Consider the following 13932-nt stretch of genomic DNA (forward strand, 5'->3'; position numbering starts at 1 on the left):
CCGACTTCGGTCCTTCTATTTCTCTGTCTCGACAAGGCCTTTGACAAAAAGGCGCTGCATGAAGATCACCACCGCCACCGGCGGCAGAACGGCCAGCGTTGCAGCGGCCATGGTCACGGGCCAGTTGCCGTAATCGTCGGCGGTCGGCATCATCTGTTTCAGGCCCATCACGATGGTGTTCATTTCCGGTCTGGTGGTGATGAGAAGCGGCCAGAGGAACTGGTTCCACCCATAGATGAACAGGATCACGAAAAGGGCCGCGATGTTGGTGACCGAGAGCGGCAGGAGAATGTCCTTGAAGAAGCGCAGCGGCCCGGCACCATCGACGCGCGCGGCCTCGACGAGTTCATCCGGCACGGTCATGAAAAACTGGCGGAACAAGAAGGTGGCGGTCGCCGAGGCGATCAGCGGCAGGATCAGGCCGGTGTAGGAATTGAGCATGCCGAGCGAAGCCACGACCTCATAGGTCGGCACGATGCGAACTTCCACCGGCAGCATCAGCGTCATGAAAATCGCCCAGAAGGCGAACATGCGAAACGGAAACCGGAAATAGACGATCGCATAGGCCGACAGGATCGAAATGGCGATCTTGCCGATGGCGATGCCCATGGCCATGACGAAGGAATTGAACAGCATGCGCCCCACCGGCGCGGTGATGCCGGAAGTGAGCGCTTCGCTGTAATTGTCAATGAAGTGCGGCCCCGGCACCAGCGGCATGGGCGGGCGGATGATTTCGAAATGCGTCAGCGTCGAGCCGACAAAAGTGAGGTAGATCGGGAAGCAGACAATGGCGATGCCGATGATCAGCACCGCATGCATCAGGATCGTACCAAAGCCCTGTTTTTCAACCATGCTCCGCCCTCCTCAATAGTGCACGCGCCGCTCGATGAAGCGGAACTGGATGACGGTCAGGATGCCCACAACAACCATCAGGATGACGGACTGGGCGGCGGAGGAACCAAGGTCCTGCCCCACGAACCCGTCAGAGTAGACCTTGTAGACCAGGATGGTGGTGGACTGGCCCGGCCCGCCGGACGTCATCGTGTGGATGATGCCGAAGGTCTCGAAGAAGGCGTAGACGATGTTGACCACCAGCAGGAAGAACGTGGTGGGCGACAGAAGCGGGAAGATGATGGTGCGGAAGCGGTGCCATTTGCCCGCGCCATCAATGGCCGCCGCCTCGATCAGGCTTTTGGGGATCGCCTGCAGGCCGGCCAGGAAAAACAGGAAATTGTAGCTGATCTGCTTCCATGCGGCGGCGAGAATGACCAGCGTCATCGCCTGACCGCCATCAAGCACGGGGTTCCAGTCGATCCCAACGGCCTTCATGTAGAAAGCGATCACCCCAATGGAGGGCTGGAACATGAAGAGCCACATCACACCGGCAACGGCAGGGGCCACAGCATAGGGCCATATGAGCAGTGTCTTGTATGCCCCCGCCCCCTTGATGACCTGATCGGCCATCACGGCAAAGAGCAGCGCGACCGACATGGAAACCAGCGTAACAAAGAAGGTGAAGACGGCGGTGGTGACGAAGGACTGAAGATAGTACCGGTCGTTGAAGAGATACTCGAAATTCGAAAACCAGACGAAGCGCGCTCCAAGCCCAAACGGATCGGGCAGAAGCAGGGACTGGTAGAGGGCCTGCGCGGCGGGCCAGAAGAAGAAAACAATCGTCACCACCAGCTGCGGTGTCAGCAGCAAGTATGGCAACAACCGGTTGTCGAAAGTGACGCGCTTTTCCATGGGCCGACCAGATGATGCGGGGCCGGCACATGCCATGCCGGCCCCCGCGGAGTTGACGGGATTAACGCGTCGACTGTTCGAAGCGGCGCAGGAGCTCGTTGCCGCGGCTCACGGCCTCGTCGAGCGCAGCCTTGGCGTCTTTCTGCCCCTGCCACACGGCTTCCAGCTCCTCATCGATGATCGCGCGGATCTGGTCGAAATTGCCAAGACGGATGCCCTTGGAATTCTCCGTCGGAGCCTTGCCGGTCATCTGCAGGATAGCGACGTCGGTGCCGGGGTTCTCGTTGTAGAAGCCCTGCTCCTTGGTCAGGTCGTAGGCGGCGGTGGTGATCGGCAGATAGCCGGTGTCCTGGTGCCACTGAGCCTGCACTTCAGCGCTGGAAAGATAGTTCAGAAATGCAGCAACGCCGGCATATTCCTCGGCCTCGTGGCCCGACATGACCCACAGCGAAGCGCCACCGATGATGGTGTTGTAGGGCGCGCCTTCCGCCTCCGGCCAGTAAGGCAGGTTGGTCACGGTGAAGGGGAAGTCCGCCTCGGCCTTCACGCCGGCGTAACCGGCCGACGATTCGGTGAACATGGCGCACTCGCCCGAGCGGAAACGCGCACCGCCCTCATTGCGGCGGCCCGAATAGCTGAAGAGGCCATCCTTCGCCCACGCACCCATCTTGTCGATGTGCTTCACCTGCAGGTCGCCATTGAAGGCGAGCTCGGTGTTGGTGCCGGCAAACCCGTTGGCTTCGGTGGCGAAGGGCGCGTTGTGATAGGCGCTCAGATTCTCGAGATGAACCCATGACTGCCAGGCTGTGGTGAGCGGGCATTCAGAGCCAGCTTCCTTGAGCTTGACGAGGATTTCCTCAACTTCCGGCCAGGTAGCAGGCTTCGCCTCGGGATCGAGACCGGCCTCCTCAAGCGCGTTCTTGTTGATGTAAAGAACGGGCGTCGAGGAGTTGTAGGGCAGCGACAGCATTTCGCCGTCGGTGTTGGTGTAGTAGCCGGCAACCGGAGCAAGGTAGGCGCTCGGGTCGAACTCGGCCTCGGCCTCGGCCATCACTTCATAGACCGGCTTGATCGCGCCCTTGGCAGCCATCATCGTGGCCGTGCCGACCTCGAACACCTGCAGTATGTGCGGCTGCTCGCCGGCGCGGAAGGCGGCGATGCCGGCATTCAGGGCTTCCGAGTAGTTGCCTTTGAGCGTGGCAACGACTTCATAGTCATCCTGACTGGCGTTGAAGTCAGAGACCTGCTTTTCCAGAAGTTCACCAAGACGACCGGTAAAGGCATGCCAGAACTGGACCTGGGTCTGCGCCTGTGCGACGCCGACCATTGCCGGAAGCGCCACAGTCAACGCTGTGGCTGCGGAAAGCATTGCGCGAAGTTTCATGTTTCATCTCCCTGTAGCGTCGAACGCCGGTTTAGGACCGGTCTCTATTGATCGGCTATTGTTACGGTTGGATGACAGCATCTGCAGAATGCATTGTCCATACCTTTTCCGTTATAGAAATTTCATGCCGGGGCCATGTTTTGACGCGGTTGGCCTTGTTCACGGCGGTCCTATACAAGGGCAGGAATCGAATCGGTTCAGGGCTTGAGAGACAATGGCAATCATAGCGCGTCTGGCAGCGGGTGCGATTACGCTGTTCGCACGCTTCATCACCGCCGTGCGGGCCGACTGGGAGGGCATTGAGCCTGTCCCGCGGCAACGGGTCTATTTTGCCAACCATGTCAGCCACGGAGACTTTATCCTGCTGTGGACAGTTCTGCCTGCCCGCATGCGCCGGCAAACCCGACCGGTGGCCGGCGCAGACTACTGGCTGAAATCCCCCACGCGCCGTTTCATCGGCCGAGACGTATTCAATGCAGTGCTGATCGACAGGAACCGCGACACGCGCGCAAGCGATCCCATAGGGCAGATGGCCGACGCGCTCGATGGAGGCGCTTCCCTCATCATCTTTCCCGAAGGCACGCGCAATGAAACCGATGCCGCTCTTCTTCCTTTCAAGAGCGGAATCTTTCATCTCGCAAAAGCGCGGCCCGACGTGGATTTCGTGCCGGTCTGGATCGACAATCTGAACCGCGTCATGCCCAAGGGAGAGTTCGTTCCCGTGCCGCTTATCTGCACGGTTACCTTCGGTGCGCCGTTGCGTGTCGGCAAAGACGAAGCCAAGGACGCTTTCCTCACCCGCGCGCGCAACGCGCTCTTATCCCTGTCCGGCGTCAAACAAGGGAACGCGTGATGACCGAGCACCAGATCGATCTTCTGAAACTGCTTGGCGGACTTGCCGCCGTTCTCGTGGCCGCCTCGCTTGTGGGTCATCTCCTCCAGCGCAGGCTTTCACCCGACGGGTCCAATGCCGTCGTCGAAAACCTCAACGACCGGGTAAACGCCTGGTGGGTGATGATCATCCTGATGGGCGGTGCGCTGCTCTTCGGCCGGATGGGTGCGATCCTTCTCTTCGGCTTCGCCTCCTTCGCTGCCTTGCGCGAATTCGTGACGCTGACCGACACGCGGCGCGGTGATCACTGGGCACTCGCTTCCGCCTTCTTCCTCGTGCTGCCGCTTCAATACTATCTCGTCTATATCGACTGGTATGGGCTCTATTCGATCCTCGTACCGGTCTACGCATTTCTCCTGATGCCCATCGTCTCGGCACTGCGGGGCGACACGGATCATTTCCTTGTGCGGGTCGCGGAAGTGCAATGGGCGCTGATGATCTGCGTTTTCTGCGTTTCCCATGTACCGGCACTGCTCACGCTGCAGATCCCCGGCTATGAAGGACGCAACCTGCTCCTGATCGCCTTCCTGGTGGTCGTCGTGCAGTCAAGCGACGTGCTGCAATATGTCTGGGGCAAGCTCATCGGGCGCACCAAAATCGCGCCGAAGCTCTCTCCATCGAAGACGGTGGAGGGGTTTGTCGGCGGTGCGCTGAGCGCCACACTCGTCGGTGCGGCCCTCTTCTGGATGACGCCGTTCACGCCAGTTCAGGCGGGACTGCTGTCCTTTGTCATCGTGCTCATGGGCTTTTTCGGCGGGCTCGTCATGTCGGCCATCAAGCGCGACCGTGGCGTGAAGGACTGGGGACACCTGATCGCCGGCCATGGCGGCTTCATCGATCGGCTGGATTCGGTGATCTTCTCGGCCCCCATCTTCTTCCACCTCGTGCGCTACTGGTGGTCTCTTACATGAAAACGGCGCTGGCCCGGCTGGCGAAAAGCAGCGCCGTGCACATGGGTTTTGCGTTTCTCGCCATGGGCGCGTGGGCGGTGTTTGCCAACCGGGGTCACGCAATGCCCGACCCATTGCTGGCAGGCGTCGTTCAGGGGAGCCTCTCGGCCTGCATAACCCTTTTCCTCAAGCGGTTCATCGAAACGCTGGTGGCGCGCCATGAGGGGCTTTCCGGCCTCGTTCTGCCTCCCTTTTACGCAGGCCTCACCTCGCTGACCCTTCTCTACGCCATCCACAGCCTTGCCGGGACGCCCGAAATTCTGGCAACGATCACCGTACCGTTGACGGTCGCAACATCCTATGCGGCCCTCTACACCTACACCCTATGGAGTGCCCGACCGTGAGCGAGACCGAAAACCGCCGCCCATTGGCCAGCCGCGACACCGGCTGGGCCCACACCGTGACGCGCTGGCTGGCCGCGACCTCCATCACGCCCAACCAGATTTCCATGGCGAGCATGGGGTTTGCAGCGCTCGCCGGCCTCGCCTTCTGGCAGACGGGCGAGACCGATGGCGCGGCCAGGCTGGTGCTCCTTTTTCTGGGCGGCCTTTTTGTGCAATGCCGCCTCCTGTGCAACCTCTTCGATGGAATGGTGGCCGTGGAGGCGGGCAAGGGTTCGCCGGATGGCGCCTTCTGGAACGAATTTCCCGACCGTGTGGCCGATATCGCGATCCTCGTCGGCGTGGGTTATGGCGTGGGCCTACCGGCGCTCGGCTGGGCCGCCGCCGGCTTCGCCGTTCTCACCGCCTATGTGCGTGAGCTTGGACGCGCCTGCGGACAGGAGGCGGATTTCTCCGGCCCCATGGCCAAGCCGCATCGCATGGCTGCAATCACGGCTGCGGCGGCGCTTTCGCTCTTCGAACCATTGTGGAGCGGGCACGGCCAGGTGCTGACAGTGGCGCTCTGGATCGTTGCCCTTGGCGCCGCATTGACCGCCCTGCGGCGGTCGGTGCGGCTGGTGAGGGCGCTCAGGGGCTAGAGCTGGGCGTTCATGAGGCCAGTCCCGGCAACACGGCTTTCACGCCAGCGACGATCATCTCGACCGCGATGGCGAGCAGGATCATGCCCATGAGCCGCGTGGTGATGACGCGCATGGTCTCGCTCAACACGCGTCCGATCCCGGATGCGAAGAAGAGGACGACGAACAGGATCGCAAGAATGACGGCAACCACGGCGCCAATGGCCAGGGTCGCCTCAAACCCGCCGGCGTGTCCCGTGTAGATGATCAGCGTTGCGATGGTGCCGGGGCCGACGATCATCGGAAACGTGATCGGATAGAAAGCGAGCCCCGACAGATCACTCATGTGATCCTTTTCCCGGTCGGTGCCATGGTGGGAAGAGAAGCCGCTCCCGTTCAGCATCGACCAGGCAATGTGGGCGAGAACGACACCGCCGGCCACACGAAACTCATCCACCGTTATGCCGAAGAAGCTGATGATCGCCTGCCCCGCGAACAGGATAACCGCGCACATGATGGCGGAGAAAATGGCAATCCTGAACGCCAGAACCCGCTGCTGCTGCACCGTGAAGCCTGCCGTCAGCGCCAGAAAGATCGGCAGGTTCACGAATGGGTTCATGATGGCGAAAAAAGCGCCGAACGCCTTGGTCAGTTCCGTATAGTCCATGCGCCTCCCCAGACCTCGTTCGCACGCCATTGCCGCCAATGGCGGGTGCGACTCAGCACACTGCGGGACAGTATGGCATCAACATCTCGCGGGAGCGACGCCGGAGCACCTGATTTGTGATCAGCCGGCTTTTGCATCCCGCTGGAATATCCAGTCATGATCCGGGTGGTTCGCGAAGCGCCATTTGCGCAAGGGACCGGCCATCACGTTGAGATAATACATCTCATAGCCATAGGGCGCGCCGCAGGGGTGGTGCCCCTTCGGCACCAGAACCACATCGTGATCGCTCACGGCCATGGTCTCGTCCAGTTCGCCATCCTCGGTGAACACCCGCTGGAAGCCGAAACCCTGAGTCGGGTTGAGCCGGTGATAATAGGTCTCTTCCAGATAGGTCATGTTCGGGAAATCGTCCTCGTCATGACGGTGCGGCGGATAGGACGACCAGTTGCCCTGCGGGGTGTAGACTTCGGTGACGAGCAGACTGTCGGCCACGTCGCGGCCTTCCATGGCGATGTTGTGAATGAAGCGCGTGTTGGCGCCCCTGCCACGCTCTTCAAGACTGATGCCGGCGGGGCCGATGACCTGCGCCTCATGGTCGCCCCTGCCGGGCGCGGTGCAGACGGCGAGTGTGCAGTCGGTTGTCGCCCTGGCCTGCCATTCGGCGCCATTGGGGATGTAGACCGCGTGGGGCGGCAGGCGTTCGAAGACATTCATGCGCTCGCCCAGTTCGCCAAACGCCCTGCCTGCGCCGGAAATCTCCGCCTTGCCCTCGACCAGCACGAGAATGACCTCGCGATCCCCGGTCGCCTCGGAGGCCGTTTCACCGGCTTTGAGACGGTAGAGACCGAAGCCGACATAGCCCCAACCCGCCGATTCCGGCGTGATGTCGTGCACCTTGCCGGCGGTGCCTGCGGGTTTGACCAGAAGATCGGACACGGTGCTTACCTCATTCGTTTTCGGTGTCGCCGGGTGTGCCGGGTGTGAAAGTGTAGAGCAGCGACCAGGCCGCATAGACACCCGCGGCGGTGAACAGAATTCCCCAGAACGGCGCGCCGGAGACAAACTCGAACAGCCCCCAGCCAAGACAGACCGCCACCACGACCACCCGCCGCCAGAGAGGCCGGAAGAAGGGGTGACGGGGGTCGAGAAAATTCATGCGGCATCATCCCGGACAAGACCGGCTGCATGCGCTGCCTGCCTGAGCGCCTTCAGCCCCATGGACTGATATGTCACCGGATCGGCCTTGAGCGGGTCCTGTTCGGCTTCGATGACAAGCCAGCCATCATAACCCTTCCGGGCAAGCACGCTCAGGACCGGCTCGAACGCAATGCCGCCCTCCGGATCGCCTGGAACGGTGAAGACACCGCGCCGCACACCGGCAAGGAAGGAGAGTTTCTCCTTTTCCACTTCGCTGCGAACTGCCGGGCGGACATTCTTGGCATGGAAATGGGACACCCGGTCGCCATAGGTCTCGGCAAGTTCCACCGGGTCGGACCCGCCAAACCAGGCATGGCCGGTATCGAGCAGAAGACGCGTTGCCGGACCGGTGCCATCCATCAGGCGGCCGATCTCCTCGCGGTTTTCGACCACGGTTCCCATATGGTGATGATAGACCAGTGCGATGCCCTGCTCCGCACAGTATTCGGCAATCGCCTCCACACCGGCACAAAAGGCCGGCCAGCGATCATCCTCAAGGCGGGGGCGGTCTGCGAGCGCCACGGCGTCGTCGCCATGAACGGCGTTCGACGTCTCGCAGACGATGCACACTTTGCAGCCATTCGCTTTCAGCATGTCGAGATGCGGCTGGATCGCCTTCTTCTCGGTCTCGATGTCGTTGACCAGCAGATTGAGCGAGTGCCAGCCGGAAACGAAGACGAGACCGTGTTCGGCCAGAACCGCTTTCAGCTTCTCCCCATCCGAGGGCATCTTGTGCCCCTTCTCGATGCCGTCGAAGCCGATGGACCCCGCCTCGGCCAGACACTGTTCGAGGGAAATATGCGCGCCGAGGGTCTGGTCGTCATCGTTTGACCAGGCGATGGGATTGGTGCCGAAGCGGATCATTCAGGTTCTTTCTTTCAACGCATTTTCATAGGCTTTGCGGGCAGCATTGACCTCTTGCCGGTCCGAGACCTCGGGCACGGCGACATCCCACCAGTAGCCGCCGGCTTCAGTGGTGGGATAGGGGTCCGTATCGATCACGACGACAAAAGGTCCTTTCGCGGCATGCGCTTCAGCAAGGGCCGTCTCGAGCTCCACTATGGACCCGGCCTTGCACGCCTCCGCCCCCATGGAAGCGGCATGAGCGACGAAGTCGATATGCGACGGATTCACATGGTGCGTATGGTCGAGCAGATTGTTGAACTCGGCTCCGCCGGTGCCCATCTGCAGTCGGTTGATGCAGCCGAAGCCGCGATTGTCGGTGATGACAACGGTGATCTTGACGCCCATCGAAACGGCAGTGGCGAGTTCCGAATTCATCATCATGTAGGAGCCATCGCCAACCATCACCACCACATCGCGGTCGGGCTCGGCCATCTTGATGCCCAGGCCGCCGGCGATCTCGTAGCCCATGCAGGAATAGCCATATTCCATGTGGTAGGAGCCGGGGCGCCCGGCTTTCCAGAGCTTGTGCAGCTCACCGGGCATGGTGCCGGCCGCGCACATGACCACCGTATTCTCGCGCGCCGCACGCTGCACCGCGCCGATGACCTGCATGTCGGTGGGCAGCGCGTTTTCGTCCACCGCAGGTGCTTCCGTCACCGCATCGGCGGCCCTGAACCAGTCTTCCTTCAGTGCTGGCGCCGGTGCCTCCGCCTTCCAGCTACCGAGGCCTGCAGACAGGAGCTTCAGACCCACATCTGCATCGGCGATCAGCGCCTGCGCATCGTGCTTGGTTCCGTCATGGGGCTGGACGTTGAGTGCGAGGATGCGGCGTTTTTTCCTGAACAGCGCCCAGGAGCCGGTGGTGAAATCCTGAAACCGCGTGCCGACACCGAAAACAAGATCCGCCTCTTCGCAGATTGCATTGGCGCTGGCCGAACCCGTGACCCCGACCGGACCAAGATTGAGCGGATGATCCCAGGGGAGTGCGGACTTTCCCGCCTGCGTTTCCACGACCGGGATGGCGTGTTTCTCCGCGAAGCTTTTCAGCGTTGCGCACGCACCGGCATAGTGAACGCCACCGCCCGCAACGATAACCGGGCGGCTTGCCGCGCGAATGGCTTCGATGGCATCGGCCAGTTCGTTCTCGTCTGGCCGGAGTCTGCGCCGTCGCCAGATGCGTTCGTCGAAAAAGCTCTCCGGCCAATCGTAGGCCTCGGCCTGCACATCCTGGCAGAAGGCCAGCGTGACCGGCCCGCAATCGGCCGGATCGGTCATGACGCGGAAGGCACGTGGCAGCGCGGTAAGAAGCTGCTCGGGCCGGGTAATACGGTCGAAATAGCGCGAAACAGGCCTGAAACAGTCATTGGCGCTCACCGTGCCATCGCCAAAATCTTCCACCTGCTGCAACACCGGGTCGGGACCCCGATTGGCGAAGACATCGCCCGGCATCAGAAGCACGGGCAGGCGGTTCACATGGGCGAGCGCCGCCGCCGTCACCATGTTCGTCGCACCAGGACCGATGGACGAGGTGACGGCCATGGCACGCCGCCGGCCAAGCTGCTTCGCATAAGCGATCGCCGCATGGGCCATGGACTGCTCATTGTGCCCGCGATAGGTGGTGAGCGTTTCGCGCGCCGCATGGAGCGCCTCGCCTATGCCGGCCACATTGCCGTGGCCGAAAATGGCCCACATGCCGGCTATGTAGGTCTCGCCATCCTCGTTCTTCTGGGCTGCGATATAGCGGATCGCCGCCTGTGCGGCCGTCAGCCTGACTGTCTTCATGCCGCCTCTCCCTTTCGTGCCCGCGCCCGCGCCCGATCCCAGACAGCGCAGAGGTTTGCATAATTCTCCGTCATTTCCCCGATGGCCGTCCGGTCATCGATCGCGCCGGAGAGCCAGCGCCGCGCCGCATCCGCAAAGATCGTGCGCCCGACGGCAAAACCCTTGACCAGATCGAAGGAGGCGGCAACCGCAAAACTGTCTTCGAGTTCCTTTGCCGGCGCATCAAGTCCGAGAACGACAATGCCGCGCGTGTGCGGGTCGTTGCGTCTGATTGCATCGCAGGCATTCTGCCATGCCGCGCGCGATGTCATCGGTTCCAGCTTCCACCAGTCGGGGAAAACACCGATCTCGTAAAAGCGTTCGATGACCCTGGCCGCCGTGTCATCGTCGCAGGCCGCGACCTTGGACGGTATGATCTCGAGCAGCATCTCCAGCCGGTTGCGGCGGCTTGCGGCGAAAAGGCGCCTGACGGTGGCTTCCTGCTCTTCCCGCATCTCCGGCTTATCATCCGGGTGGTAGAAGCACAGAACCTTGACGACGTTTTCCAGAGGCCACTCGCCAAGGCCGCCGTAATCCGGCCCTATGGCAGGCTCCAGCGTGAGCGGGCGCGAGCCCGGCCATTCGACCGGACGGCCGATCCACAGCCCGGAACCCGAGGCGGCGTAGAGCGCATCCCGGCCAAGCCGGCCATCGCACAGAATACCGTATCCATGGCGACCGTCAGCCACGGCCGTCGCTGCCGCAAGGCACAGTTTCTTGAAGTCTCCAATGCGCTCGTGAGGGACGCCAGCCTCGTCGGCCATAGCCTCCAATTGCATGCGGTGATCGAAGGCGAAGACGCGCATCTGCGACCAGTCGCCATGCCGCGTCGTCGCCCAGTGCACCTGCTCGAGCGCTGTGTCCTTGCGCAGCGCCTTATCGCGGATGCCGGTGCGGAAGAAGTGCTTCAGTTCCTCGAAGGAGGGATACGCCGGCGTGCAGCCGTGACGGGAGACCGCGAAGGCGCCGCAGGCGTTGGCGTATTTCAGGGCTGTGGGCCAATCCTCACCCGAGAGCCAACCCTTGAGAAGCCCGGACATGAAACCGTCGCCCGCGCCAAGCACGTTGAACACCTCGATCGGGAATCCTTCGCCGGCTTCGCCTTCATCAAGCGTGCCGGGAATTGCGCCAGTAAAGGCGGACGCGCCCATCGGTCCCCGTTTGCAGACAAGAACGGCGTCGGTCAGCGCGCGCACAGTCTTGAGTGCCTCCATCGTGTCGGTCGAACCGCCGGCAATGTGGAATTCCTCTTCCGTGCCGACGATGAGATCGAACAAGGGCAGAGTGGATTGCAGCTTGGCGGTGACGCGTTCGGACTCAATGAAGCGGCTTTCGCCTGCCCCGTGTCCGGCAAGTCCCCAGAGGTTGGGGCGATAGTCGATGTCGAGCGCTGTCAGCGCGCCATGTTCGCGGGCAAGCCGCAGCGCCTTCAGAACGGCAGCCTCGGTGCGCGGATGAGAGAGATGTGTGCCGGTCGCACAGACACAGCGTGCCTCGGCAATGAAATCCGGGTCGATGTCTTCTTCATCAAGCGCCATGTCGGCGCAATTTTCCCGATAGAAGATCAGTGGAAACTGCTCCTGATCGCGGATGCCGAGAAGCACAAGCGCGGTCAGGCGCTCGGGATCGGTGACGACGCCGCGCGTGTCCACGCCCTCGCGCTTCAGTTCCTCACGGATGAAGCGTCCCATATGCTCGTCGCCGACGCGCGTGATCAGGGCCGACTTCAGGCCGAGTCGCGCCGTGCCGGCAGCAATATTGGTCGGCGAACCACCTATATATTTGTTGAAGGAGCCCATGTCCTCCAGCCGGCCACCCACCTGCGCGCCATAAAGATCGACCGAGGACCGGCCAATGGTGATGAGGTCGAGGGACTTCATCCTTGTCTCCTCCATGCGTTCCTGCTGCGCTGCGCTCCCGCCCGGCAACAGGGGCGATGGTTTGCCGGGACCGGCATTCCATCGATCTCCATAATGGAAGATATGTTCTATTTTAATCCCAAAATCAACATCAGAATTCCATTTTACGGCACGGAAGCTCCAACAGCGACTACGAGCGCAACGGCAAGGGAGAGCGTTGCGGAAAGCGACCGGAAATCACCGAAATCGGCTTCGGTAACCGTCAGCATGAGAGGCGTTATGGGCCGAAGCGGACTGGCAATGGCATCTGTAATGGCGATCACCTCGGCGCCTGCGGCCCGTGCGGCCTCTGCCAGTTCGACGGTCTCGGGCGTGTAGGGTGCAAACGTGATGGCGATGACTGCGTCGCCCTTACGGATGGCATGACGATTGTCGAGCCGGCCGACATGATCGTGGATCATCGTCGGCACGTTCATCTTCTCGAAGGCATAGGCGAAATAGGCCGCGACGGAGAAGGCACGACGTAGACCGACGATGTGCACCATGTTTGCCTGCGAAAGCGCCCGGATGGACGCATCGAGCGTATCCGGGTCGATGGTCTTGGCCAGGCTTTCGAGCGAAAGGCGCCCCGCTTCGATGAACTCGGCAAGGAGCGCCGAGGCGCTGCCGGCCCCGCTCTCTCTCAGCTTTTCGAGCCGCGTTGGATAATCAGGCCAGTTCTGTGCATAGGAATCGCGGAAAAGACGCTGCATCTGCGAGAAGCCGGAGAAACCGAGCACCTGGCAGAACCGCATGAAAGCAGATGGCTTGACCCCGGCGCCCTCCGCCATTTCCGCCACGGTCGACACCGCGATGCGGTCGGGATTTGCCGCCACATAGTCGGCGCACTGTTTCAAACGCTTGGGCAGGCCGTCTGAAACCTCCAGCATTCGGTCGAGCAATTCCTCGATGGTCTGCGGTGCGGAAAGCTCTGACATGCCAATTCTCTCTTTCTTTCGCTTGACAGCGTGACTTCAACAATCTTACGCAATTGGAATAAAAATTCCAGTGGTAGAGGATAATTTCCATGCGCGATATCGGCGTCGGCCTCATCGGGACGGGTTTCATGGGCAAGGCTCACGCACTCGCCTTTCGAGCCGCAAGGGCGGTGCTGGGAGATGTGCCGACCGCGCGACTGGAAATTCTGTGCGACACGCCCGCAGAGCGCGCCGAACAGATGGCGGCGCAATTCGGTTTCGCACGCGCCACGGATGACTGGCGCGCGCTGGTGAACGACCCGGCCGTGGAGATCGTTTCCATCACCACGCCCAATCGCATGCATTGCGAGATGGCGCTGGCAGCCATTGAAGCCGGCAAACATGTTTACTGCGAGAAGCCAATGGGCCTGACCCTGAACGAGGCCCGCTCGATGGCTGAAGCGGCCGGCAGGGCCGGTGTGAAAACCATGGTCGGCTACAATTACATCAAGAATCCGGCTTTCGAACATGCCCGCGAACTGATTGCCAGGGGTGCCATCGGAACGCCGGTGCATTTTCGCGGGTTTGTGGACGAG

15 protein-coding genes are annotated in these 13932 nt (G+C 61.6%); 5 read left to right on the top strand and 10 right to left on the bottom strand.

What is annotated here, in order from left to right; genetic code table 11:
- Positions 1 to 15: 15 nt before the first annotated feature.
- The 3 genes from ugpE to ugpB form a co-directional block, all read right to left on the bottom strand.
- Positions 16 to 852 carry a sn-glycerol-3-phosphate ABC transporter permease UgpE gene (ugpE, locus tag BLW55_RS20515; protein ID WP_007007185.1) on the bottom strand — a complete coding sequence of 279 codons (837 nt, stop codon included), beginning with the start codon at positions 850 to 852 and terminating at the stop codon, positions 16 to 18.
- 12 nt (positions 853 to 864) lie between these two features.
- A complete protein-coding gene (ugpA, locus tag BLW55_RS20520) occupies positions 865 to 1746 on the bottom strand; it encodes a sn-glycerol-3-phosphate ABC transporter permease UgpA (RefSeq protein ID WP_007007184.1) in 882 nt (293 codons plus the stop codon).
- Positions 1747 to 1807: 61 nt separating this feature from the next.
- Positions 1808 to 3130, bottom strand: coding sequence for a sn-glycerol-3-phosphate ABC transporter substrate-binding protein UgpB (gene ugpB, locus BLW55_RS20525; protein WP_007007183.1), 1323 nt, complete (start codon positions 3128 to 3130; stop codon positions 1808 to 1810).
- Positions 3131 to 3344: 214 nt separating this feature from the next.
- Here ugpB and BLW55_RS20530 point away from each other — a divergent pair, with 214 nt between their 5' ends.
- The 4 genes from BLW55_RS20530 to BLW55_RS20545 are packed head-to-tail and all read left to right on the top strand — an operon-like array spanning position 3345 to position 5951.
- Positions 3345 to 3983, top strand: a complete 639-nt coding sequence (locus BLW55_RS20530) for a lysophospholipid acyltransferase family protein (protein ID WP_065818012.1) — start codon at positions 3345 to 3347, stop codon at positions 3981 to 3983.
- Positions 3983 to 4933 carry a phosphatidate cytidylyltransferase gene (locus tag BLW55_RS20535; protein ID WP_007007181.1) on the top strand — a complete coding sequence of 317 codons (951 nt, stop codon included), beginning with the start codon at positions 3983 to 3985 and terminating at the stop codon, positions 4931 to 4933. Before BLW55_RS20530 ends, BLW55_RS20535 begins: the two co-directional genes overlap by 1 nt.
- A complete protein-coding gene (locus BLW55_RS20540) occupies positions 4930 to 5316 on the top strand; it encodes a hypothetical protein (protein ID WP_090330225.1) in 387 nt (128 codons plus the stop codon). The genes BLW55_RS20535 and BLW55_RS20540 overlap by 4 nt, the downstream gene beginning before the upstream one ends.
- Entirely contained in the window at positions 5313 to 5951 is a 639-nt protein-coding gene (locus tag BLW55_RS20545; RefSeq protein ID WP_177175155.1) for a CDP-alcohol phosphatidyltransferase family protein, read from the top strand. Before BLW55_RS20540 ends, BLW55_RS20545 begins: the two co-directional genes overlap by 4 nt.
- Positions 5952 to 5961: 10 nt before the next feature.
- Here the strand turns inward: BLW55_RS20545 and BLW55_RS20550 are convergent, their stop codons facing one another.
- The 7 genes from BLW55_RS20550 to BLW55_RS20580 all read right to left on the bottom strand — a co-directional run bounded on the left by BLW55_RS20550 (position 5962) and on the right by BLW55_RS20580 (position 13357).
- Positions 5962 to 6597 (bottom strand): MarC family protein, encoded by a 636-nt coding sequence (locus BLW55_RS20550; protein ID WP_090330227.1) that lies wholly within the window; start codon positions 6595 to 6597, stop codon positions 5962 to 5964.
- A gap of 120 nt (positions 6598 to 6717) precedes the next feature.
- Positions 6718 to 7533, bottom strand: coding sequence for a 5-deoxy-glucuronate isomerase (gene iolB, locus BLW55_RS20555; RefSeq protein WP_090330228.1), 816 nt, complete (start codon positions 7531 to 7533; stop codon positions 6718 to 6720).
- Positions 7534 to 7543: 10 nt separating this feature from the next.
- Positions 7544 to 7753 carry a hypothetical protein gene (locus tag BLW55_RS20995; RefSeq protein ID WP_007007176.1) on the bottom strand — a complete coding sequence of 70 codons (210 nt, stop codon included), beginning with the start codon at positions 7751 to 7753 and terminating at the stop codon, positions 7544 to 7546.
- Positions 7750 to 8658: a myo-inosose-2 dehydratase gene (gene iolE / locus BLW55_RS20565; protein WP_090330229.1), complete on the bottom strand. Its 909-nt coding sequence runs from the start codon at positions 8656 to 8658 to the stop codon at positions 7750 to 7752. Before iolE ends, BLW55_RS20995 begins: the two co-directional genes overlap by 4 nt.
- Complete coding sequence (gene iolD, locus BLW55_RS20570; RefSeq protein WP_090330230.1) at positions 8659 to 10482, bottom strand: 3D-(3,5/4)-trihydroxycyclohexane-1,2-dione acylhydrolase (decyclizing); 1824 nt, start codon at positions 10480 to 10482, stop codon at positions 8659 to 8661.
- The gene (locus tag BLW55_RS20575) at positions 10479 to 12401 is read right to left on the bottom strand and encodes a bifunctional 5-dehydro-2-deoxygluconokinase/5-dehydro-2-deoxyphosphogluconate aldolase (protein WP_090330231.1); all 1923 of its coding nucleotides are present in this window, start codon (positions 12399 to 12401) and stop codon (positions 10479 to 10481) included. Before BLW55_RS20575 ends, iolD begins: the two co-directional genes overlap by 4 nt.
- A gap of 143 nt (positions 12402 to 12544) precedes the next feature.
- Positions 12545 to 13357: a MurR/RpiR family transcriptional regulator gene (locus tag BLW55_RS20580; RefSeq protein ID WP_007007171.1), complete on the bottom strand. Its 813-nt coding sequence runs from the start codon at positions 13355 to 13357 to the stop codon at positions 12545 to 12547.
- 89 nt (positions 13358 to 13446) lie between these two features.
- Between BLW55_RS20580 and BLW55_RS20585 the strand changes: the two genes are divergently transcribed.
- Positions 13447 to 13932 (top strand): Gfo/Idh/MocA family protein (locus BLW55_RS20585; protein WP_143038472.1); only part of this gene is annotated, 486 nt, incomplete at its 3' end.

The organism is Nitratireductor aquibiodomus (assembly GCF_900105565.1).
Classification (GTDB): Bacteria; Pseudomonadota; Alphaproteobacteria; order Rhizobiales; family Rhizobiaceae; genus Nitratireductor; species Nitratireductor aquibiodomus.